Source organism: Neobacillus niacini NBRC 15566 (assembly GCF_001591505.1).
GTDB classification, from domain to species: Bacteria; Bacillota; Bacilli; order Bacillales; family Cytobacillaceae; genus Neobacillus; species Neobacillus niacini.
Genome location: NZ_BCVA01000014.1, coordinates 33,821 through 58,393 on the forward strand (window position 1 = coordinate 33,821; position 24,573 = coordinate 58,393).

22 protein-coding genes are annotated in these 24,573 nt (G+C 37.7%); all 22 read right to left on the minus strand.

The features are described from left to right. Positions 1–164 precede the first annotated feature (164 nt). Complete coding sequence (locus BANA01_RS12985; protein ID WP_063253416.1) at positions 165–938, minus strand: SDR family NAD(P)-dependent oxidoreductase; 774 nt, start codon at positions 936–938, stop codon at positions 165–167. Positions 939–959: 21 nt separating this feature from the next. Beyond that, on the minus strand, positions 960–1,535 hold the full coding sequence (locus BANA01_RS12990; RefSeq protein ID WP_063253417.1) for a nuclear transport factor 2 family protein: 576 nt from the start codon (positions 1,533–1,535) through the stop codon (positions 960–962). Positions 1,536–1,647: 112 nt separating this feature from the next. Further along, complete coding sequence (locus BANA01_RS12995) at positions 1,648–3,087, minus strand: aldehyde dehydrogenase family protein (RefSeq protein WP_063253418.1); 1,440 nt, start codon at positions 3,085–3,087, stop codon at positions 1,648–1,650. A 49-nt stretch (positions 3,088–3,136) separates the two neighbouring features. After that, on the minus strand, positions 3,137–3,901 hold the full coding sequence (locus BANA01_RS13000) for an SDR family NAD(P)-dependent oxidoreductase (protein WP_063253419.1): 765 nt from the start codon (positions 3,899–3,901) through the stop codon (positions 3,137–3,139). Between the two features lie 21 nt (positions 3,902–3,922). Further along, positions 3,923–5,008 carry a TRAP transporter substrate-binding protein gene (locus BANA01_RS13005; protein ID WP_063253420.1) on the minus strand — a complete coding sequence of 362 codons (1,086 nt, stop codon included), beginning with the start codon at positions 5,006–5,008 and terminating at the stop codon, positions 3,923–3,925. Positions 5,009–5,094: 86 nt separating this feature from the next. Then, positions 5,095–5,859 (minus strand): SDR family NAD(P)-dependent oxidoreductase, encoded by a 765-nt coding sequence (locus BANA01_RS13010; protein WP_063253421.1) that lies wholly within the window; start codon positions 5,857–5,859, stop codon positions 5,095–5,097. 103 nt (positions 5,860–5,962) lie between these two features. Then, positions 5,963–7,042, minus strand: coding sequence for a TRAP transporter substrate-binding protein (locus BANA01_RS13015; RefSeq protein ID WP_063253422.1), 1,080 nt, complete (start codon positions 7,040–7,042; stop codon positions 5,963–5,965). Between the two features lie 26 nt (positions 7,043–7,068). Next, positions 7,069–8,337 carry a TRAP transporter large permease gene (locus BANA01_RS13020; protein WP_063253423.1) on the minus strand — a complete coding sequence of 423 codons (1,269 nt, stop codon included), beginning with the start codon at positions 8,335–8,337 and terminating at the stop codon, positions 7,069–7,071. Then, positions 8,331–8,885, minus strand: a complete 555-nt coding sequence (locus BANA01_RS13025) for a TRAP transporter small permease (protein WP_063253424.1) — start codon at positions 8,883–8,885, stop codon at positions 8,331–8,333. The genes BANA01_RS13020 and BANA01_RS13025 overlap by 7 nt, the downstream gene beginning before the upstream one ends. A 146-nt stretch (positions 8,886–9,031) precedes the next feature. After that, complete coding sequence (locus BANA01_RS13030) at positions 9,032–10,984, minus strand: TRAP transporter permease (protein WP_063253425.1); 1,953 nt, start codon at positions 10,982–10,984, stop codon at positions 9,032–9,034. A gap of 99 nt (positions 10,985–11,083) precedes the next feature. Further along, complete coding sequence (locus BANA01_RS13035) at positions 11,084–12,286, minus strand: CaiB/BaiF CoA transferase family protein (protein WP_063253426.1); 1,203 nt, start codon at positions 12,284–12,286, stop codon at positions 11,084–11,086. 13 nt (positions 12,287–12,299) lie between these two features. Continuing rightward, positions 12,300–13,418 carry an amidohydrolase family protein gene (locus tag BANA01_RS13040; protein WP_063253427.1) on the minus strand — a complete coding sequence of 373 codons (1,119 nt, stop codon included), beginning with the start codon at positions 13,416–13,418 and terminating at the stop codon, positions 12,300–12,302. A gap of 262 nt (positions 13,419–13,680) precedes the next feature. Continuing rightward, positions 13,681–14,820, minus strand: coding sequence for an acyl-CoA dehydrogenase family protein (locus tag BANA01_RS13045; protein ID WP_063253428.1), 1,140 nt, complete (start codon positions 14,818–14,820; stop codon positions 13,681–13,683). 23 nt (positions 14,821–14,843) lie between these two features. Beyond that, positions 14,844–15,464 carry a TetR/AcrR family transcriptional regulator gene (locus BANA01_RS13050; protein WP_063253429.1) on the minus strand — a complete coding sequence of 207 codons (621 nt, stop codon included), beginning with the start codon at positions 15,462–15,464 and terminating at the stop codon, positions 14,844–14,846. A gap of 36 nt (positions 15,465–15,500) precedes the next feature. After that, complete coding sequence (locus BANA01_RS13055; protein WP_063253430.1) at positions 15,501–17,081, minus strand: AMP-binding protein; 1,581 nt, start codon at positions 17,079–17,081, stop codon at positions 15,501–15,503. A gap of 41 nt (positions 17,082–17,122) precedes the next feature. Next, positions 17,123–17,440 carry an AtuA-related protein gene (locus BANA01_RS13060; RefSeq protein WP_063253431.1) on the minus strand — a complete coding sequence of 106 codons (318 nt, stop codon included), beginning with the start codon at positions 17,438–17,440 and terminating at the stop codon, positions 17,123–17,125. Then, positions 17,437–18,792, minus strand: coding sequence for an acyclic terpene utilization AtuA family protein (locus tag BANA01_RS13065; RefSeq protein WP_063253432.1), 1,356 nt, complete (start codon positions 18,790–18,792; stop codon positions 17,437–17,439). Before BANA01_RS13065 ends, BANA01_RS13060 begins: the two co-directional genes overlap by 4 nt. A 47-nt stretch (positions 18,793–18,839) precedes the next feature. Then, positions 18,840–20,078 (minus strand): CaiB/BaiF CoA transferase family protein, encoded by a 1,239-nt coding sequence (locus BANA01_RS13070; protein WP_063253433.1) that lies wholly within the window; start codon positions 20,076–20,078, stop codon positions 18,840–18,842. Positions 20,079–20,106: 28 nt separating this feature from the next. Beyond that, positions 20,107–21,249: a thiolase family protein gene (locus BANA01_RS13075; protein WP_063253434.1), complete on the minus strand. Its 1,143-nt coding sequence runs from the start codon at positions 21,247–21,249 to the stop codon at positions 20,107–20,109. 63 nt (positions 21,250–21,312) lie between these two features. Further along, positions 21,313–22,158: a 3-hydroxyacyl-CoA dehydrogenase family protein gene (locus BANA01_RS13080; protein ID WP_063253435.1), complete on the minus strand. Its 846-nt coding sequence runs from the start codon at positions 22,156–22,158 to the stop codon at positions 21,313–21,315. A gap of 35 nt (positions 22,159–22,193) precedes the next feature. After that, positions 22,194–23,741: a class I adenylate-forming enzyme family protein gene (locus BANA01_RS13085; RefSeq protein ID WP_063253436.1), complete on the minus strand. Its 1,548-nt coding sequence runs from the start codon at positions 23,739–23,741 to the stop codon at positions 22,194–22,196. Positions 23,742–23,767: 26 nt separating this feature from the next. Next, positions 23,768–24,541: an enoyl-CoA hydratase/isomerase family protein gene (locus BANA01_RS13090; RefSeq protein WP_063253437.1), complete on the minus strand. Its 774-nt coding sequence runs from the start codon at positions 24,539–24,541 to the stop codon at positions 23,768–23,770. Positions 24,542–24,573 lie beyond the last annotated feature (32 nt).

The following is a 24,573-nucleotide window of genomic DNA, read 5'->3' on the forward strand; positions in this document are numbered from 1 at the left end:
CTGTATCACTCCCTTTTTTAATTTGCTTTCATTAATTACTAAAACATTATCATTGAATAATATAAAAAAATGAGCTCACTTTTATTTTTTGTTGATAATATTTTCGGAATTTTTAGATAATATAAAACAGGGATTTTTATTTTAAAAAAATTGTTTCTAATTCTTTATCTAGTTGATACTAGACCACCATCAACAGGAATAATTTGCCCTGTTATGAAACGTGATCCCTCACTGGCTAAAAAAACTAATACTGGTCCTAAATCCTTATCGGGATCGCCTAGTTTTCCCCCAATTGGTATTGCTTTTGAGTATGATTCATCGTGTGACTTCAATTCTTCTTTACTCATAAGGGAACGGCGTTCATCATACATTGGTGTCCATATTGCAGGTGCGAGTGAATTTACTGTGATATTATATTTCCCCCATTCATGTGCAATCGATCTCGTCCAGGAAGCGACTGCACCTTTAGAAGCAGAATAATGGGCACCTGCTGGATATGGATTCATACCCGCCACGGAAGCAAAGTTTAAGATTTTACCTCCTTGTTTTTTTAGATAGTTAAATGCAACTTGATTTGTAAGAAAAGTACCATAAACGTTTACCTTAAAAATTAAATCCATATCATGTTCGGATATTTCTGCAGCGGGAATGATACGATTAACACCCGCAGCATTTACTAATAAATCAAGACCATCCATCTCCCCAACAGCCATCTCGAATGCTTTTTCAACATCATTACGATTTGAGACGTCACAATGATAATAATTCACCTTTCCTGGACCCTTAAGTGAGGCTTCTTCCGCAACCATATTTCCTTGTTCGTCTAATACGTCAAAAGAAGACACATGTGCTCCTTCCTTTGTATAGGAACGTACCACACTAGCGCCAATTCCACGTGCCCCTCCTGTAACGATAATTTTCTTTCCGATTAATTGCATTCTCTTACCTTCTTCCGTAAGTTAAATAGTTTTATTAATGGAAGGTGGAACGGGGGGCCAATATCGATTAAATTGTTCGATAAGTCGATTACCATTATATTCTCCTGCAGCAAGCAGCTGTAGATTCCTTATTCTCCATTCTCTATCTTCCTCTTTGACATAGAAAATTTCATAACGCCCCCAACGATGCATGTCTGGGCGTTGAGGATGGTCTGTGAATCGCTGCCAAGAGTACATATACATATAAGCAGTAGCAGTATCTTTTGTCTCTAAAAAGATTTGTTCGTTTGAAATATGATGGCTGGCACTGACAACATAATCAATAAGTCTTTCCTTCAAGTAATGATATGTTTCTCTTTTATTGAACAATGGTGCCTTATAATTTGTTGATGAGTCATCAATAAAGTAGCTATTTTTACAATCGTCTGTAAAGCAGGCAATCATGCCGTCTGGGTCACATAAATCTGCACAATGAGCATATTGATGCATAATCTCTTTAATGGATTCAAGATCTTCTAAACGCTGGATTCTTTCCTCCAATGTCAAAGGATGATAGCCTTTCATGGTCCGTATTTTTCCTTCAAAGGTTTCCTTCATAAATTTAGCCACCTCTTAAATATTGATAAATGTAGAAACCAAGCAGAATCGATGACACCAGGATCAATCCCACTTGTCTGATGCCATCTATTCATAAAAAAACTTCCCAAGTTTATTGGTTCAAATCAATAATTACCGTCTTTACTTGGGTGACCTCTTTAACGGCTTCCATCCCATTCTCTCTCCCCCATCCGCTAGCTTTATATCCACCATACGGGGCTGCCCAGCGGACATAGCGGAATGAATTCAGCCATACTGTACCCGAACGTAATTCCTTTGCCATTCTGTGGCCACGAGACAAGTCACTCGTCCAAACGCCCGCAGAAAGACCGTAGGAAACATTATTCGCGATGTTGATTGCCTCCTGTTCCGTCGAAAAAGGAATAACACTTACGACTGGACCAAAAATCTCTTCTTGAGCAATTCGCATGTCCGGTTTTACATCTGCAAATACCGTTGGGTTAACATAATACCCTTTATTCATATCTGGTCTATTTCCACCAGCTACCAATGTTGCTCCTTCTTCTTTTCCTATGTCTATATATTTCAACGTTTTTTCTAATTGCTGTTTATTAGCATGCGGTCCAATGTCCACCCTTTCCAATGGATCCCCAACTGTTATTTTTTCTACTCTCTCTTTAAATCTGTTTAAGAATCTTTCATAAATATCTTGATGAACGAGTACTCTTGATCCTAACGTACATGCTTGACCTGTATAGTCAAATCCATGTTTAACAGCAGATTCAAATGCTGCTTCAAAATTGGCGTCAGGGAAAATAATTTGCGGCGATTTACCGCCAAGTTCAAATGATATTTTTTTTAGATTACTTGTAGCTGCCCGCATGATTTTACGTGCTGTTGACCCATCGCCTGTAAAGGTTATTTTATCTACATCTGGATGTGATGTTAGACGCTCCCCAGCTGTTTCTCCATATCCAGGAACTACATTGACTACTCCTGGCGGAAAACCTGCTTTTTCGATTAGTTTTGCAATCTCTAAGGCATTAACAGGAGTTGTTTCAGCAGGTTTGAGAACAACGGTATTTCCAGCACACAATGCAATTGATAGTTTCATCGTAACGGACGTTACGGGCGCGTTCCAAGGAGTAATTGCTCCTATTACACCAAGTGGTTCCCGTAGCGTAAAGATTTGTTTATCATCTTCAAATGGAATGGTTTCACCCTGAATTTTATCTGTTAAACCTGAATAATAATACCACCACTGATGAAGTGCGGTTGCGTCAATCTTTGTGCGGTATAAAGGTTTCCCATTTTCTTTACTTTCGAGTTCGCCAAAAAACTCTGCGTTTTCCTTCATTAATTGACCCATATTCCGCATAATCTCTGCTCGCTCATAAGTACTCATTTTCCTCCAAGGTCCATGATCAAATGCTTCGCGGGCTGCCCGTACGGCACGATCAATATCTTCTTCATTCCCCTCGGGAACTTGAGCCCATATTTCTTCAGTAGCTGGGTTAATCACATCTATCATTCTACCAGACGCACTTTCTACCCATTCTCCACCAATAAACAATTTATCGTAAACTCGCATTTATTTTTCCCACCTTTTTTCAACATGAATACTAGACTATTTTTCAGTTTTATTGAGCTGTATATCCGCCATCAACAGGAAGATTGACACCACTAATAAATGACGATTCATCACTAGCCAAAAATAACGCTGTATTTGCAATGTCTGTTGGTTGAGCTGCCCTATGAAGAGGAATACTTTTAAGAAAATTTTGTTTATTTTGCTCAAAATCATCCTCCTCTGTACGTGCCAAAAATTGTTTTAACATAGGAGTTTCCGTTAAACCTGGACAAATAGCATTTACGCGGATTTTATCATTTCCTAAACGAACGGCAAGGGATCGAACTAGGTTAACTACAGCACCTTTAGCAGCAGAATAAACAGGACTAAATGGCGAAGCAACGAAGCCTGAAACGGAGGCGGTAAAAATAATTGAGCCACCCATATCTTTCATATAAGGCAGTGCATACTTTGTTGTGAAAAATCCACTTTTCAAATTCAACATCATTGCCAAATCAAATTCTTCTTCCTCTACTGTTTCAATACCAGATGGCCCTGGTATCCCCACATGATTCCAAAGGACATCAATTCGGCCATATTGATTCCTAATTTGCTCAATCGCATTTTTTATTGCAGATAAATCTGTCAAATCAATATGAAGAAAGTTAGCTTCCCCTCCACTTTCTCTAATTTCATTTACAACATTCTCACCATTATCTCTATTGATATCTAAAATATTTACAATTGCACCTTCTTTGGCAAATAATAGGGCTCCAGCTTTTCCCATTCCAGAAGCACCAGCACTAATGACCGCAACCTTATTTTCCAACCTCATTTAACAATCATCTCCTATAAATTAATTACTTTTTGAAAGTTCTTCTAATAGTTCTTTTCCACCATCAACCTGCTTTTCAAATAGCTCCAAAGCCGGCTTAGTAGCTTTTTTCCATTCTTCAATTTCTTTATCAGTAGGGTAGTAGAATTTTACTCCCATTTCCTTTTCTAATTTCTGATAAGCTTCTATCTCACCTTTTGTTACTACTTCTTTAACATGGGCTTCCAAGTCTATACCTGTTTCCACAAGAATATCTTGAAGATCCTTTGGCAATGACTCAAATTTTTTGAGTGAGATAATCACTGGTGTTAGTGGGTTGAACACCGGTGCTACCGTAAATGTTTTTACTGGTAACTTGGCATCAGAAGCATATAATGCTGAGGTTAATAGACCATCTACAACATTTTGTTGTAATGCAGGAATGATTTCAGCACCAGAAATGGTCATCGAACTTGCACCCAGTGATTTAACAGTTTCTGGTGTTATAATTCCACCTGGTGTTCTAATCTTTAATCCTTTAACACTTTCCGGATTTGTTATTTCCTTATTGATATCATTGGTAAATAGGGCACCAAATGTTCCGGTGTATGCGTAGGCCAATACTTTTAATCCTCTTTCCTCCATCTTTTTCGCAATTAGCTTACCACCGTTTTCACTATGATTAAATTTTTCCCTATTTTCTAAATAAACAGCTGGATCCTTGGGATCATACTTGAATATGAAAGGGAGTTCATATACATTCCAAATTGGGTCAAAACTAGCGAGAGTTGGTGAACTTGAATGACTCATGTCAATGACACCTTGCAGGATAGATGGGGCTTCTTGGTCGACTGGCATTAATTGCGCACTAGGGTAAATTTCAATGGTTAATCTTCCATCACTACGTTTTTTTACTTCCTCCGCGAACCATTGCATATGGGTATGGTGAAAGGCTTCAGTTGGATAGCCATGCGCAAGCTTTAAAACATATTTTTCGTTATTCGATCCTGAAGAACTAGATCCATTAGTAACATTCTTTGATTCGCTAGTAGATTGGGTTGAATTTCCACATGCAACACCAAATATCATAACCATCAATAGACATAATACCAAACTAAATTTTTTCATAAATGCCCCCTAACCATTAATGGTTTTCTGCAAGACTTTAGTAAAAATTTAATGATCCAATCCTTAAAATATTGGTTTACTCAATTTTATTTTGCTATATATCCACCATCTACCGCTAGATTTACTCCACTAATAAAAGCAGATTCGTCTGATGCAAGAAATAAAGCTGTGTTTGCAATGTCAATAGGCTGTGCTGCCCTTCCAAGAGGAATATTATTCAGCATCAGACGCTTGTTCTGTTCAAAATCATCTTCCGGAGTCCGTGTTAAAAAATCCTTCAGCATCGGTGTCTCTGTCAAACCTGGACAAATGGCATTAACACGGATTTGATCTTTTCCCAAACGAACGGAGAGAGAACGGACTAAATTAACAATTGCTCCTTTTGCGGCAGAATAGACTGGACTAAAAGGGGAGGCAACTAATCCGCCAATGGAAGCTGTAAATATAATAGAACCTCCAGATTCTTTCATTAGAGGAAGAGCATATTGTGTCGTAAAGAAGCTGCTTTTTACATTTAATGTCATGGCGATGTCAAAATCTTTTTCTTCCACTTCTTCAATTCCCGGTGGTCCAGGGATTCCAACATGATTCCAAAGTACATCAATCCGCTCATGTTCTGTTTTTATTTCCTCAATTGCAGCACTAATCGCTGATAAGCTTGTCATATCCGTGTGAAGAAAATTGGCTTTACCTCCTTTCTCTCTGATTTCTTTTACAACCTGTATTCCACCTTCTTGATTAATATCTAAAATATTTACGATAGCTCCCTCTTTGGCAAACAATAGGGCTCCTGCTTTCCCCATCCCAGAAGCACCTGCACTGATTACAGCTACTTTATTTTTTAATCTCAATACTTTCATTCCTTCCATAAAAAAATGCAAGACAAAACATACACGAGTTCAATAAGATCTTCTATTGAACTCGTGAGGGTCGCAGATATTACCTATGACGATGTTATTTAATACTAGAAAGCTCTTCTAACAACTCTTTTCCACCTTCAACTTTAGACTCAAATAATTCTCTAGCTGGTTTTGTAGCTTCTTCCCATTCAGCCATTTCTTTTTCTGTAGGATAATAGATTTCGATACCATCGGCTTCCATATTTTTATATACAGTTAAGGCCTTTTCTCCTACTACTTTCTTCGAGTATTCTTCTAGATCCTTACCTGTCTGAACGAGAATTTCTTGTAGATTTGCTGGTAACAAATTAAACTTTTTAGCTGACATGATAACCGGAGTAACACTATTAAAGACTGGCACTACTGAAAAAGACTTAACAGGCAGCTTCGCATCGTGTGCATAAATTGGAGTAGTTAAGAGACCATCCACAACCTTTTGTTGTAAAGCAGTAATTACTTCAGCACCTGCAATTGTCATACTGCTTGCTCCAATTGCTTTAACTGTTTCTGGTCCGATCATCCCACCAGGGGTTCTTAGCTTTAAACCTTTTGCGCTATCTGGTCCAGTTACTACATTTTCGGTGTCCGTCGTAAATACCGAGCCAAACATATCAACAAAACTAAATGCCAGAACTTTCAGTCCTTTATCTTCCATCAACTTAGCAATCTTTTTACCACCATTTTCACTGTTATTAAATTTGATTCGGTTCTCTAAAAAAACAGTAGGATCTTTAGGATCATATTTAAAAATAAATGGTAATTCATACACATTCCACACTGGATCAAAACCCGCTAGAACGGGGGAACTAGAATGACTCATGTCAATTTGGCCTTGTAACATTGCAGGAGCTTCTTGGTCAGGAGGCATTAACTGGCCGCTTGGAAAAATTTCAATCGTTAATTGGCCATTACTGCGTTTCTTTACCTCTTCTGCAAACCATTCCATATGTGTATGGTGATAGGCAGTAGTAGGAAATCCGTGTGCCAATTTTAAAACATATTTTTCAGTGGATTCTGATGAGTTTGATCCTGTATTGTCTGCTGGTTTTTCCTGGGTAGTATTTGTTGATTTTCCACATGCTGCTAAAACCATCATAGCAATCAATAGAATGGCTATTAAATTATACTTTTTCAAAAAAATTACCCCCCACATTAAATTTACTAGTCTAATAAAAAGGTGCTTAACCACGGTACATATAGTAGAATCAGGGCAGCAAAAACTAATGCATATAAATACGGGACGGATCCCTTTACAACTACCGTAATGTTTTCTTTAAAATACCCGCTTAAGGCAAAAAGGCTGCCACCTACAGGAGGAGTAATTTGTGAAATCATCATTAATGCACAGGTAACAATACCAAAATGGATAGGGCTAAAACCTAAGCTAATTACTACTGGATAAAGAATTGGCATTGTAATGAAGAGAATCGGAAATGGTTCTAAAAAAGTACCGAGAACAAAGAATAGTAATAAAATGATTAACATGATGATCCACGGAGAGAATGATAAATTTACGATATATTCCGTGAGGTTCTGTGTAAATTGAGTATACGTAAGGGCAGTCGCAAATAGCTGAGCTCCACCTAAAATTATGTAGATGACAGCAGTTGTAACCATGGAACTCTTTACGCTTTGAATTAGATTTTCTTTCGTGAATTCTTTTCGATTAAAAAGGTAGCTAATGATCAAAACGTATAAGACCGCAATCGCAGCTGATTCTGTTGGTGTCATGACACCAGTATATATTCCCCCTAATACAATCACCGGCATTAATAATGATGGAATTGCTTGAAGGAAGGAAACTTTTATTTCAGCAAAAGAACTTCTTTCTTTCTTAGCAGCATGCTCACGTCTGCTAACGAACACAGCAGTAATGACTAATACGATTGCAATTAATATCCCGGGAACAATGCCAGCCAGAAAGAGATCTGCTACATTGGCTTGAACCATTGAGGCATATACAATAAAAATTACACTAGGGGGAATCATGACACCTAAAGTCCCTGCCGCAGCGACAATCCCCATACTATTTTCTTTTGAATAACCTAGTGCAGTCATTTGAGGAATAATTAGAGTACCAACTGCAATAACTGTTGCAATGGACGATCCAGAAAGTGCACCAAATAATGCACAAGCAATAACGGCAGCGGCTGGTAACCCCCCGCGGAAGTGACCTACTAAATCAGTAATTACTTTTAATATTTTGCTAGCCGGACCCATAAAAGTCATTAAATTTCCTGCAAGTAAAAAATAGGGTACTGCTAATAATAGCCAGCTATCCGTTGAAACATAGAATTGAGTAGGAATACTCTCTATCGGTAACCCCATCAAGACGATTGCCCAAAAGGCACCTCCAGCTCCCAATGCCAGCCAAACAGGAGTACCGATAACTAGTAGAACAACAAAAATAATAAGTCCTGCGATTAGCATTTTATCTCAACCTCCTGTGGCGCTTTTTGTTCAGTAATTGGCGGTGTTATTTTCGGAACTCTAATTCTACTAAATTCGATTATGATTTGTTGGATGGAGTATAGACTTGCAAAAAACATCCCAATCGGAACGGATATTGTAGGAATGACCATTAGCATAGTCCCAGAAGAAGTTAGAAGTTTCATTTGAAACAAAGACATTACCCATTGGGTACTGGCCCAAAATAAAATGGCAAATGAAAGGAAGAGGATGATACTGATGATTAATTCATTAAGGTGTCGTAACTTCCCTTTTAGGATCGTACTCATTAAATCCATTTTAATATGTTCACCTTTTTTCACGAGCGGTCCGAGATACAAAAATGTACCGTAAATAATAGTGTAGCGACAAATCTCTTCAACCAATGCATACGATGTATCAAAAAAGAATCTCATCGCAACATTGAAAATAGCAAATGCCACACTTACGATTAAGCAAAAAAATGCAGTGAATTCAAGAGTTTTATCCAACCATTTGGTATATGATTCGATCTTTTGGATGTTTGTCATATTATTCCCCCTGTTTTTATAAGCGCTTACAAGAAATGTTATTTAAAAAAGTGAACTCACTTTTACTTTAATTGTAAATAAAAACATTCTACTTGTAAATAACATGGTCTAAATATTCAGAAAATTATTTCTAACAAAATTCTCAATTATTCCTTTGATTTCGACAGGGTCCTTGGGTTATTTATAACATTATGACCGAAATATTGAATAAAAAATACCGTCAACAACATGAATACCCCAATGATACTCAAATACCATACAGGTACTATTAGCAGAATAGCCGCTATTCCTAGGATAATTCTTTCATAAATAGTTGAATTCCTCATAAAATAGCCGGATGACATGGCACAAAAACTAATGACACCTAGGATCGCAGTAACAATATCAATTATTACTTCACTCCCTGTTCCTTCCACTAATAAAAGACTGCTATTATAGGCAAAAATAAATGGCACGATAAAAGCAGCAAATGACATACGCATAGCAGTTAAAGCGGTCTTGACCCAATTTGCTTCAGCCATAGCAGCAGCAATAAATGCAGCAGAGCAAACTGGTGGTGTAATCGCTGATACTACAGCAAAATACAGAATGAAGAAATGTGCAGCAATCGGCGGGATACCAAGTGCAATTAGTGGCGGGGCTGCCATTGAAGCTCCCAATACATAGGACGCTGTTGTGGGTGCTCCCATTCCAAGAATTAATGCCAGTATCGCAGCAGCCAGCAATGAAAGAAGGATAGAATTGGAACCAAGACTAACGATTAAGTTTCCGATTTTCACAGCTAATCCTGTTTTTCCGAGCAAAGAAACAATAATTTGTGAACAAGCAATCAGCGGTACGATTATGGTCATTGTTTGTGCACCTATTACCAAAACTTTAACCGAAGTTGATAGCCTTGTCTTAATACCACTCCATTTAAAATCCTGAAGTAAAAAACTGGCCACACAAATGAGTACAGCATAAAAACAAGCAAGTTGTATAGTAAATCCATTTCCTATAAAAATCAAAAGAACAATAATTGGTAACACCAGGGTACCAATATTTTTATAATTTAATAGTTCTTTCCAGCTTGGGATAACAATTTTTTCTACCTCTTTGCTTTCATTATCTAGTATTTCAATCGACCCATAATTTCTTTTCTTAGCATCAAAATGAACTGTCATGAAAATACCTAAAGTGAATAACAACGCTGGAATTATAGCTGCCACAATAATGTTTAAATAGGAGATCCCAAGAAATTGTGCCATTATAAATGCCGAAGCTCCCATTATTGGCGGCATAATTTGTCCTAGAGTAGAAGAAGATGTTTCAACAGCCGCAGCATAATAACCAGGGTAATTCAATCTTCTCATTAATGGTATGGTAAAACTTCCTGTAACCACAACATTAGCTGCCGTATTACCAGAGATGGTACCAAACATAGCACTAGATACTACCGCAACTTTAGCAGGCCCTCCAGTTGATTTTCCTGTCAGTTTTAAAGCAAGCCCCATAAAACTGTTACTTGCACCTGTAGCTTCTAACGCAGCGCCAAATATCAAAAAGATGGCAATTGTTGTAGCAACGATCAATACCGTTTGACCATAAATCCCTGTTCCAGTCATATATAGACCAGAAACGATGAATTCCCATCCCATACCGCCATGACCCCATTCCCCAGGGATCCATTGTCCATATGCTGTATATAAAATCATTATTAACGTCATAATGGGCACTGACCAGCCAACCGTTCGACGTGAGGCGTCTAGAATAACAATGATAAGAAGTGTACCCAATAAAATATCCAAGGAAGTATATCCAAATGGATCCATAATAAAACGATCAACATTTAGAACAACATATGCGCCTGTAACAAGCGCAACTGCCATAAATAAATAATCTACTATCCTCTTTATGTTACTTTTACTCGAGGTTGGATATAGGAGATACGTCATGAATAAACCAAAACCAACATGGACACTTGCTTGTATTAATGAAGTTAACGGTTGAACTCCTGCTGTTAACAGGTGAAATAAAGAAAACAAAATAGCGGTAATAAATATTACGACCTTCGTTTTTTGTCCACCCTTAACTCCCTCTAAATAACGGTCAATATACATAGAATCACCCCAGTAACTTGATTGAACAGAGTCCTAGTAAAGGAAGCTTGAAAGAATGACCGAATAAGTAATCGCTTACATTTTAACTAGGGAATCTGTTTATATTACTTTGTCAGCCTGTAATTTTTCAAGTTCCTCTATACTAACACCGCATAAGTTTGAATATATTTCGAAATTATGCTCTCCTAACTTCGGACCTGTATGTTTTACTTTACCAGGTGTTCTGGAGAATTTTGGGACAATTCCTTGCATTTTTAACTCGTTAAAATCTTCATCCTTTACAGAAATGATATCTTCTCGAGCCAAGATTTGTTCATTTTCAAATAGATCCTTTGTATTCATGACAACAGAATAAAAAGGCGCTTCTTTTTCTTGTAAAACTTTCTCAATCTCAGCTAACGTTCTTTCTCCCATCCATTTATTAATAATCGTGTTTAAAGCATCCGCATTTGCCACCCGGAGCTGATTACTATTGAATCTTGAATCGTTTGCTAATTCATCACCGCCAATTGCTTTTAGAAACCTTCTTGCAGTATTATCAGTTGCTGCAGAGATTGTCAGCCATTTTCCATCCCTTGTCATATAGGTGTTAATGGGCTGTCCTCCCGGGTGTTGATTTCCTTGACGTTCTTGGACTTGTTGCAGTTGATCATACATAACAATTGGAAATTCAACAATTCGAAAAAGAGTTTCATAGAGGGCTAAATCAATCATCTGTCCCCCTTTTTTATTATGCTCCCGCTCGTAAAGAGCAAGTGACACACCATAAGCGCCCATTAACGCTGTTATGGAATCTGCCATTGAAAAACCTGCATGGACCGGCGGGCCATCAGGGAATCCAGTAAGATATTGGATTCCGCTAAAGGCCTCAGCAGCCCGGCCAAATGAAGGTAAATCTGACATCGGACCGTTTTGACCATAACCACTTATTCTTAGAAAAATCAAATTTGGATTGATAGATTTTAAATATTCCCAAGAAAATCCGAAACGCTCCATCACTCCTGGTCGAAAATTTTCTATGAGAACATCACTTTGCTTTACTAAATCAGTAAAAAGCTTTTTACCCCGATCATCTTTTAAATTTAAGGTAACAGATTTTTTATTTCTTCCGATTACCTTCCACCATAAACTTTCTCCATCTTTTATAGGAGCTAATTTACGTGCCGGATCACCGCCATCGGGATTTTCAATTTTAATCACTTCTGCTCCAAAATCGCCAAGCAAAGCTGCACATTGTGGACCAGCTATAACTGTGCCTAAATCAATAATACGGGTATTTGATAAAATTTCACTATTTAACATTATAAGTTCCCCTTTAATTATTGATCAACACAGGTTCAGGAAGCCCAAACAGCTTTTTAGCATTATAGTATTGGATTTTTTCTCTTGTTTGTTTATTTAATCCTTTCAATGCAGCTACAGGCGAATCAAATTCCCAATGTGGGTAGTCTGAAGCGAACAGTAGTTTATCAGAGCCAACCATCTCTATCAATTGTTCGAGATGCTTGCGGTCTCCTGGCTCTGGCTCAATCATTGGCTGTGTACCAAACCAAAAATGCTCTTTAATATATTCACTAGGAGGTCTTTTCACCCAAGGAACCTCTCTTCTAACTGCACGCCATTGAGTATCCATCATATATGTCAGTCCAGGTACCCATGCAAAGCCTGCTTCGATAAATGCTATTTTTAATCCTGGAAACTTTTCAAACATTCCGGAAAAAACCATATTTGCCAATTGTGACTGAAAAACTAACGAATGTGTGGATTGAGTTTCTACAAAATATCGTGGAGGACCTATTGGACCTGATTTAAATAGTCCCGTTGGACCAACAGTTAAGTGAAAGGTTACAACTAAATCATTCCGAACAGCTGCCTCCCAAATAGGATAATACCGCGGATCACCCCATCCGCCAAAAGGAGAATGGATACCTAGTCCAACCTGTACCATTTGGGGATGGCCGCCTACACGATCAATTTCTCTTGCAGCAGCTTCAGGATCTTGTGCAGCAACCAATACAGAACCAAAGAGTCGTGAATCTTTAGCCAGCCAATGCTCTATCAGCCATTCATTGTAGGCTGGTGCCATTGCTGTTGCCATTTCACGCTGAGGTGCACCTGAGATGAAAAAGGTTCCATCTGTAAAAAGGATCGCATGTGAGTAATTATATTCATCCATGACCTGCTTTTTAAAAAAGTCAACAGATGAACATGCTGGTCCTCCCTCTGGTACCTTGCTATCAGCCCTAAGTCCACCGTTTACAGGAATCGTAAAATCCACTGTTGGCAAATGACCGCGGAATTTACTTGCAATCATATAGTCTCTCCAGTAATCATCTAAGTAAGGTAATAAATCCCTTTTGCGAACTGGATTAGGATGAATATCACAGTCAATAATAGGAACAGCACCTTGAAATTTATTCTCCTCAGCTGACATAAAAATGTACCTCCTTATATATAGGTAATTATTCATAGCATAAATCATATTTTGGAATGGACGTGTGGATTGTTTATACAAGCGCTTACAAACTGTTTTTTTGTGAAGATGAGCTCACTTTTAATTAAATTATAAAACACTTGATAATAATTGAAAAGTGTTTTATCTAAATTTTATGATATTTTTATTTATTCTGATAATTCTTTACGTCCTTCTTCTACTTATCTCTTACTTGTGTTAGAATCAGCTCATCACTTTATAGCTATAATCCTAGCTTTTTAGATAGTATTACCTTCATAATCTCAGTGGTTCCAGCTGCAATTGTATCCATTCGTACGTTTCGAAATCTACGTGCAAGTGGGTACTCTTCCATATAGCCAATACCACCATGTAGCTGCATACAGTGATATGCAACACGATTGGCCATTTCTGTGATCCACCACTTCGCCATAGCTACTCTTTTTTCATTTGTATTTCCCTTTAGATGACTGTCAACTATCTCATCAACAAATACTCTGCCAAGTTCAATTTCCGTCGCCATTTCAACCAATTTAAATTGATTATGCTGAAATTTGCTAATGGATTGGCCAAATGCAGTTCGATTTTTTGTATATTCCATGGTCATATCCAACATTGCTTCCGCTTCTGCTTGTGACCGAATGATCTGTACCAACCGTTCCTGTTGTAGATTACTCATTAAATAAGTAAAACCTTTATTCTCTTCTCCTAATAAGTTGCTCATAGGTACACGACAATCATGGAAATAATATTCACAGACCTCTGAAGCTTTTCTTCCCAGTTTTTTCATACTTTTCCCTTTTGTAAAACCTTTCGTACCTTCTTCGACAAGGAGTAGGCTAATTCCTTTATGCGGCGGGGAAACATTGGTGAGCGTTTTACATGCGAGGAGCGTTAATTTACTGTTTATCCCATTTGATATATACACTTTTTGACCATTGATGATATAATCTTGACCTTCTTTTCTTGCAACTGTTGTTATGGACGCAACATCTGATCCAGTATTTGGTTCCGTCATGGCAATTGATAGTGTTACTTCACCAGTTACACATTTTGGCAGCCATTTTTGTTTTTGTTCTTCACACCCATATTTTGCGATGTAGGGAGAAACGACATCACTATGTAAAGGCACGGCGATATCTACACCTGCTTTACCTAGTTCTTCTATCATGATAACGGAATATTCAAATCCGACTCCCAATCCGCCGTATTTCTCATCAACCCATGGACAGAGAAAGCCATAGTCCCCAAACTTTCTCCAAATTTCATTGGGGACTAAAGCTCCTTCTTCCCATTCATTCATGAAGGGAACAATTTCTTCCATTAAAAATCTACGAAAAGTTTTTCTAAAAATATGATGTTCGTCTGTATAAATAGCATCCAGAACAAACTCCTCCGTATCTGCTTTTAATGAGTACTTATTTTATTCGACTCAATCGCATTAATCCAAATATTCGAGACTACATCACTTAGTTCTTCTAAATCATATTCTTTTTCTCCACCAAGAACGCACCAATTGTAAGCGGTCTGTTGAATCATACTTGCAATTGCACTTGAGATATAATCCAAATCGACATCTGGGGATATCTCCTGTTTTTCAAAGGTTCTACGTACATTTTTAAGGAAGCGTTTACGCAATTCCTGCTGTTTCTCCTTATAAAACGGATCAAAGCCGGAAACCTGGACAAATACGTTATATAACTTAGCATGTTTTTTAATCGATTTAAAAAATGCCCTAGTAGATACTTTGATTTTTTGCCCGCTTTGATTTTTTGCTTGATTCATACTTTCTTCATAAATATCATCAATCATATCCTCAATGATATCTACTAGTATCTCGTCTTTATTGGCATAGTATCGATAAAAATTCCCCTCTGAAACATCCGCCTCTGTGGTTATATCTACAATTCTTGTATTTATATATCCTTTTTCACCATAGACTACAGCAGCAGCCTTTTTTAATTTATCTTTCATCAATTTTCCTTTTTGAGTTTTCGGTTCTTGAATTGTTCTCTCGTTATTTGTCATCGTTATCATTCCTTCAAGAAGTTGAGTTTTTGGTTTTTATTTAATTCCCTCTTTCTTCACAAAACTTATTCTATCCCAAGCATTTTCATTGGACAATTCCTTTAATTTATATTTTTGAATTTTTTCAGTTGGTGTTTTAGGGAATTCATCAATAAATTCAATAAATCTTGGATGCATAAAATCTGACATGTACTTTTCACACCAATTAAATATTTCCTTTTCCTCTGCCGTCTCTCCAGGTTTTATTCTTATAAAAACTTTTAATTCATCCTCACTTAATTCATTAGGAATCCCTATGGCAGCTGATTCTAATACTTTAGGATGATTATTAATAATTTTTTCGACCATGTAAGAAGAAATATTTTCTCCTTTTCTCCTGATAACATCTTTGGTTCGATCCAAGAAATAGTAAAATCCATCCACGTCTCTATATGCTCGATCACCAGTATGAAACCATCCATCTTTTAAAGATTCTTTTGTCTTCTCTTCCATTTTATAATAACCTTCCATAAAAACATGGGGTTTTAAGGGCCTGATACATAGTTCCCCTGGCTCAGTAGTGGCTATTGGAAAATTCGCTTCATCTCTTATACTGATTTCATAATGTGGTAAAGGCTTGCCGCAGGATCCAATCCTAAATTCATTAGGGGTATTTGAAATACAAGCAGTTGTCGTTTCTGTAGTACCGTAGCCCTCTAATAACTGTAATCCAAACCGTTCTTCAAAAGGAATCCATAAATCTTTTGGAACTGGCGCACCAACGCCTAGTCTAACTGAATTGTTATAAACGCTTCCATCTGAAGAATTTTTATAAAGGATTGTAATCATGGCTCCAATAAATTTAAAAATTGTGACATTGTAACGTTCCATTTCACTCCAAAATTTAGAAGCACTAAATTTTTTCCCGATTGCCATTGGAATTTTGGACATAAGAGCAGGCATTGTCGTACCCATTTGAGCATTTACATGGAAAAAGGGTAAGCAGGTGTAAATAACGTCATCAGGTCTAAATTGAAAAACCCGATTTGCTGAAGCTAACCCCGCCTCAACATATGAATTTTGACTTAACATTACACCCTTCGGAACCCCTGTAGTGCCGGAAGTATAAAGGATACACATAAGGTCTTCGAGGAATACGTTATTCTTTTCAACATATAAAGAACTCGCTTCGTCCATTAATTTATCGAAACAGTAGAAATCTTTTTGGGAGATTACTGTACTATTATTGAATATACCAATTGAACTTTTCACATTTGGAAGTGTGGATTTAATTTCGAAATATTGTTGTAAAAATGGTTCCTCGATAACAGACAAAACTGCGTCTGAATGATTGATGATATAGCTTAGCATTTCGCCCTTAGTTGATGTATTAATGGGAACCATGGCTGCTCCAATCTTGGCTAAGCCAAACCAGCAAACTAGATATTCTGGTGAATTGGACAGTATTAAGGCAACTTTATCTCCTTTTTTTACACCCATTGAAGAAAAGACATTTGCTGCTTTATTAATTTTTTTTGATAATTCTCCTAATGTAAATATTTGTTCTTGGTAATATAACCACTTTAAGTCAGGTGATTCCTGAACAACCTCCTCCAGGCGTTCCCCAAGATTACTCATTCATTATACCCCCTTGTTTCGCTTGCAGACAATTGCAATCGTTACGGAACCGTGACTTCCAGTCTTAAGATAAGGTTAGCCCAAGATTTCCCATGTGTATCTAGATTCAACGACCGGGAAACACCACCTGATAGTGCATTTTTCATGACAAAATTTATGGCCTTTAATCCATCAAATTCATATCTTATTATTTCACCCTGTACTAATTCTCCAAATAACTCACGAACACGTTCTACGGTAACTTGTTCTTTAATTAATTCATAGTTCTGTTCATCATAGGGTACGACACCAACATTAGAGGTATCACCTTTGTCGCCAGAGCGGGAATGAGCTATTTCACGTAAAGGAACTTTTTTCATTTTACTACCTCCTCGATCATACTAACCTTTAGTTTAACGTCGGAGGCATCCAGAAAGGCACTGTACATCGCGAGTACTTGTTTAACCATTCTACGGTTCCCGCCGCCTCCTGCTGCGCCCAAGAGATAAAGTAATTCAACCTCATGTGCCCAAGCTTCTGCGATTTCTTTGCTTTCTGTTCTCATCGCTGACCTGAGCCGAACTTCATATGGAGGGTCACTTAGGGGGGGAGCAGAGGAACCATGTATTGAATTTACCCCAATAATATCGTAACGAATTTCTAATGAATGTTCTTTGTACAGTCGATCGAATCTCTTTTTTAATGTATCCTGACTTAATAAGGCACGTTCATAAGCACCAGGACCAGCATATGACATCTCACCTTCCCCTATATAACCTTCCAATACCCCAACAAGAACTTTTAATGTCTCCGGACGCGGTTTCCCTTTTCCGTTTTCTACTAAAACATCATTTTTCCCGACTTGTTTAACCGTTACATGTTTTAAGTCGGCTACCCCATCAGGAGTAATGTAATTTTCGGGATCGTGCACCTCGTAAACTAACTGGGATTTACAAGTATCAATAGTCATAAGGCCACCGGCATCATTTAAAATGGAGATAACTCCATTACCACTTTCTTCAACAACAGCATAAGGTAACCCAAGACGGTCTAATCCAGGTACGATACGGTACGGTGGATCCGCATAGTTTCCACCTGTTACGTGCGTACCACATTCTAATAAATGCCCTATGATTATGCCTTTACCTTTTCTATCCCAATCATCTTCAGCCCATCCAAATTCATAAATCATCGGACCAAGAAAAAGGGATGGGTCTGCCAAACGACCTCCAATAATAAAATTTGCACCATTTTCAAGGGCTTCTACAATTGCGTCGGCACCAACATAGGCATTGGCTGAAACGATGGTACCAGGAAGCTCGCTTAATGGTTTTCCTGTTTCAAATATGATTGGATCTTTCTCTTTAATTTGGTCTAAGACATCGTCACCCGTAATCGCCGCTAAACGAATGTTGGATAAGTTTAGTTCCTCAGCAATCTCTTGAACACGTTTTATAGCAGCCTCAGGATTGGCAGCTCCCATATTTCCAACAATTTTTAACCCTTTCTCCACATAGGGGAGGAAGGTGCGAGCTAATTGTTCAAGACGAATATCATAACCTGTTTCAGGATCAGCTAGCTTTCTCATTTGTGCCATTGATAATGTCCGCTCAGCGAGCGAATCAAAACATAAATAGTCTAGATCTGCTTTTTTGGCTAATTCAATTGCAGGGTCTAAATTGTCTTCAGCATAACCCGAGCCACAACCAATTCGAATTGATTTTTTCACCATTCTCTTAACCAGCCACCCTTCTAATTGTTTACTAGTTTTGTTAAAACTTAGATAATATTATTTTTATACAATTTCTGAATTTTTTCCTGGTCATAATGTAAAAGAGCTTTTAATATTTCATCCGTATTTTCACCGAGTTTAGGCGGTCGTCTATAAATCTCATTTTCTCCAGATACCCCGGACATCTTAATTGGGTTACCAACTGCCTTAATTGTTTTTCCATCTCCAATTGGAAACTCAACTAGCATATTTCTAGCTATTATATGTGGATCTTCTACTAAATCTTCCGGATCAAGAATAGGTGCTGCGGCTATCCCTGCATCAAGGAACATTTTTGCCACTTCATGTTTAGAATATTTACTAGCCCATCGTTCCAACACCGGTCTAAAGAAGCTTTCAACTTGGCTTCCTCGTTTCTCAGGTGTATCAAAATCTGGATTAGATAGTAAATCTTCTCTTTCAATTACTTTACAGAACATTTGCCAATGTTTTTCTACATAAACGCTAACTGTAAAATATCCATCTTCAGCGCGGAAGTCGCCAACAATAAAGGATAAAAAGGATGTTTCTGGGGAAGGTTTCACACCAGTTAGTGAATAGTTCATCATGGGACGCTCATTTAGTAAAAATAGGCTATCCATCATGGATATATCCACATAACGCCCTTCACCAGAACGCTGAGCATCGAAGATTGCGATTAGCAGTCCTATTGTTCCATTAAGTGATGTGAAAATATCTCCTAAGGATAGACCGTGAAAACCTAGAGGTTCTTCCGATTTTGATCTATTAATTAGGTTATTGGTAATGCCGCCTAATGCCTCACCTAGATTTCCATATGCAGCCCATCCTGCATATGGACTAGGCAAAATATCCTTATGTCCATATCCACTTAATGAAACATAGACTAACTTTTGATTCTGACTTTTTAAGTCATTGTATCCCAAACCTAGTTTATCCATAACACCGGCCCTAAAGTTTTCCACTACGACATCAGCTTTTCTCGCAAGTTGTTTAAATATTTCTTTTCCTTCATTAGTGGTAATGTCTAGAGTGATGCTCTTTTTATTTCTATTAACTCGATACATGGTCGATGAAGTAATCGTCCCATCTTCATCTTTTAAAAACGGACCCGTCCCTCTTCCTGATTCTCCTACCTTTGGGCGCTCTACTTTAATAACTTCCGCACCCATATCAGCTAATAGCTGCGTTGCCATAGGGGCAGCAACCATATGCTCAGCAGCTAAAATTCGTAACCCCTCTAACGGAAGTCGATTATTATTTTTCATTAGCTTTGAGCCTCTCTTTCAACATGATTTAAAGTCGCTCAATGATGGTAGCAGTTGCCATTCCACCACCACAGCACATTACTTGTAATCCGAATTGTTTATCCATATCTTCTAATTCATGAAGTAAGGTTGTCATAATTCTCGCGCCACTTGCTCCTGTAGGATGTCCTAATGCAATAGAGCCGCCACGTGGATTAACCTTTTCCAAATCCGGTTTAAATTCTTTCATCCAAGCTAGGACAACCGATGCAAAAGCTTCATTACATTCAAAAACATCAATATCCCCAACAGTTAGACCTGTTTTATCGAGAATCCTTCGTGTTATTGGTATAGGTCCATCCAACATCATAGTAGGATCAGATCCTATTACTTCCCGTGCAAGGATTCGAGCCCTTGGCTTTAAGCCTAAATCCTGTGCTTTCTCGCGGGACATAATTAATACCCCTGCAGCTCCGTCACTGATTTGACTCGAATTTCCTGCCGTTACTTTTCCGTTTTCAGTAAATGCAGACCTCAGGGAGGATAATTTTTCTAAAGTAGTGCTTGGGCGAATCCCCTCATCATCGCTGATGATTTCTTTTTTCCCGTCTATCCTGAATTCATAGGGCAATATTTCTCGTCTAAAATCTCCCTTTTCGCGGGCGATACTGGCTAACTGATGGCTTCGTAATGAGAGCTCATCCATCTGCACCCGTGATATCCCCCATTTATCAGCTATTCTTTCTGCTGAGATCCCTTGGGAAATCATTTCATATAATTCTGTTAATTCCGTTGGAGGTTCAACACGGTCAGCTCCGATCGGAATCCGGGTCATATTCTCAATCCCAGCAGCGATAACCACATCATAATCGCCAGCAATCACACCTTGGGCTGCTTGATTGATTGCCTGCTGGGAAGAACCGCATTTACGATTAATTGTCATTGCGGCTGCTTCTATAGGAAGACCGGCCATTAAAGTGGATATACGAGCGATATTATTTCCTTGCTCTGCGGTTTGTGTAACGCAGCCGACAATAACATCCCTTATCTCCTTCGGATCAAATTTCACCTTTTCCACTAAACCTTTAAGTAATGAACTAAGCATATATTCAGGACGTGTATTCGTATAGATACCGTTTCTTTTTCCTGTAGGAAGGCGTAACGCCTCTACAATAACTGCTTCTCTAACCATAAACTTCTCCCTTCAAACTTTCTTAAAATACATTGGTCTATGCGAGATCGCTTGAAATATTACTTAATATTCATAAAACCCTTTGCCCTTCTTTTTCCCTAAATATCCCAAGGCCACCATTTGCTTTAAATACGTTGGGGATTTAAACCGTTCCCCATAATTTTCTTCCATAGATGTCAATGCTTTTAGTCCAGTATCAAGACCAGCGAGGTCAGCTAACTGAAATGGACCCATAGGGTGCTTAAAAGCTAAACGCATGGCCTTATCAATATCTTCAATGGTAGCTACGCCCTCTTCATAAAGACGAAAAGCTTCAGCTCGTTGTGCTAATAAAAGCCTGGTTGTAATAAACCCGGGAGTATCTTTATTACAAACAACAGTTTCTTTTCCGATTGTGTGACAAAACGTTTGAACAGTTTGTAATGTTTCTTCTGAAGTCTCTAAACCTTTTATAATTTCTACTAGTTTCATAACGGGTACAGGATTAAAGAAATGGGTTCCGATTATTTTTTCCTTACGTAATACTTTAGAACCGATTAACGTTACACTTAATTGGGAGGTATTTGTGGCTAGGATTGTTTCTGGAGGACAAATCTCATCTAGTTGCTGAAACAGTTCCTGTTTCAAAGAAAGTACTTCTGGTATCGCTTCAATGACTAAGTCCGATTCTTTTACACTTTCATATAAATTTGTCTTTACCTGTATTTTCTGTATACACTTTTTCTTTTCTGTCTCTGTAATTTTTTCAGATTTAATCATAAGATTTAAACTTCTATCTATATTTTGCAGCCCTTTTTCTAGCATATCGTGATTAATATCTCGTAAAACGACATTATAGCCAGATAATGCTGCTATCTGGGCAATTCCATGACCCATAATACCAGCACCTATTACTGAAATATTTTGCATTTTACTCCTCCTTACGAACTGTTCTCTAATAGCAATTATTTAATTGTGGTTAAATATTTTGTTTTTAAAGCGTGTTTTTGTATTTTTCCGGTTGTATTACGTGGCAGCTCTTGCACTAGAATAATTTGTTTAGGCAATTTAAATTTTGCTAGTCTTTCAGCTAACCAAAGTTGTAGTGACTCAATTGAAAAATTTTCTTCTGAAACAACAAATGCAATAGGGACTTCTCCCCATTTACTATCTGCAACACTTGTCACGGCTACCTCTCTAACACCTTCATATTGCTCTATGACTTTTTCAATTTCACGAGGATAAACATTCAGTCCGCCAGAAATCATCATATCTTTTTTACGGTCCACAATATAAACATATCCATCACTATCTATCATTCCAATATCACCGGTATACAACCAACCATCTTTTATGGTTTCTTTCGTAGATTCAGGGTTTTTCCAATAACCTTCCATTATATTTTTGCCATGAGCAATAATTTCTCCAGTTTCACCAGCATTTACTTCAATTCCAGCGTCATCTACAATTTTCAGACTAATACCTAACATTTGCTTCCCAACTGAGTTTAATATTTTTTCATACTTTTGATCATGTAAAGCTAATAGATGATCTTCAGGTTTAAGACCTGTGAGCATAGGGCTTGCTTCAGTTAATCCATATCCATTCCAAAACTTACATTGAAAGGCATCCATCGCTTTCTGTAAGAGGGGAATAGGCATTGGAGCTGCTCCATACGTAATCATTTCAAGATGACTAAAAAGATTAGAATCAAAATTTTCCGACTCTAACAGACTAGAAATCATCGTTGGCACTAATAGAGCCTGAGTGATTTGATATTTTCCTATCATTTGGAAAACTGTATCAGGGTCGAATTTTTTTAAAATAACATGGGTAGCTCCAGCAAATGCCAGGCTAAATACTCTTGAACCTGCTGACAGATGACACATCGGAGCCACGTTTAAAAAACGATCATGTTGGCGAATGTTTCCTTCTACAACAGATGTCCAGGAATTTGCCATTATATTCCGATTCGATATCATCACACCCTTTGGTGTTCCTGTTGTACCTGAAGTATAGATTTGTAAGACGATATCACGTTCATATATTGTGTTATTATCATATTTATCTGGGGCCTCTTGTACTAGGTTTTCATAGGACAAACCAACTAGGACATTTTCCTCAGATTGAAGTTCAACACCATACCTGATACCAGTCACTTTTAAAATCTCCTCTAACCATCCTGCATGGTCAGAATCAACAAAAATGGCACTCGCTTCTGCATCTTTAATAATCGAACAAATTTCAACTACTGTTAATCGATAATTAATTGGTACAGCGACCGAACCCGTTAGAGCGGAAGCAAAAAATAGTTCAGGAATATAGCCATTATTCTGAGATAAAATGACAAACCGATCGCCTTTTCGTAATCCTAATTTATCTGTTAATACATTCGATACACGTTGAACCCGAGAAAAGAACTCGCGATAAGTAAGATGACGCTCATTAGAAATGATCGCAAGTTTCCTAGGATTGACCTTATTATGATGGTTTAAAATATCTTTTACTAACAAAATATCACCCTCTATTCCGGAAACACCTATTTACCATTAAAGGTAGGTTTTCTTTTTTCTAAGAAAGCGCTTACTCCCTCATTCTTATCAATTGTCGAACATAATTTTGAGAAGAGTTCACCTTCTTTATTTAATCCTTCTATTAACCCAATATTTATTCCTTGATTAATACTGATTTTGCTATATTGAACGGCTAAGGGAGCTTTTTTTGTTATGATTTTAGCAATTTTTTCAGCCTCATTTAACAAGTTCTCCTGATTGACCACCATTTGAATAATACCCAGCTTTTCTGCTTCATCTGATGTAATCAGCTTCCCAGTATAAATCATTAGTTTTGCGAGTCCTGGGGAAACAAGCTTTGGCAGTCTCTGTGTTCCACCTCCGCCTGGGATCACCCCTAACCCCACTTCAGGTAAACCAAACTTTGCATTCTGTGTCGCAATACAAATATCACAACACATTGCAATTTCAAAACCTCCACCTAATGCTGAAGCATTTATTGCAGCAATAATTGGTATCGGATAGTTCTCAATATAAGAAAATAATTTTCTGCTTTTATTTACCCGATTTCTTCCACTTTCTTCATTTAATTTTGCTAATTCCTTTATGTCTGCTCCTGCGACAAAAGTCTTTTCACCTGTGCCGGTCAAGATGATGACGTGATTGTTATCCTTTAATGATTCTAAGACAACTTGTAGTTCATGCTTCACTTCATCACTTAATGCATTAACTGGTGGATTGTCTATCTGAATAATGGCATATTTTTCCTTTTGATGTACTTTGTGAAATTTAAAGCTCATATGGTAACCTCTTTCCCGATTTATTTTATATA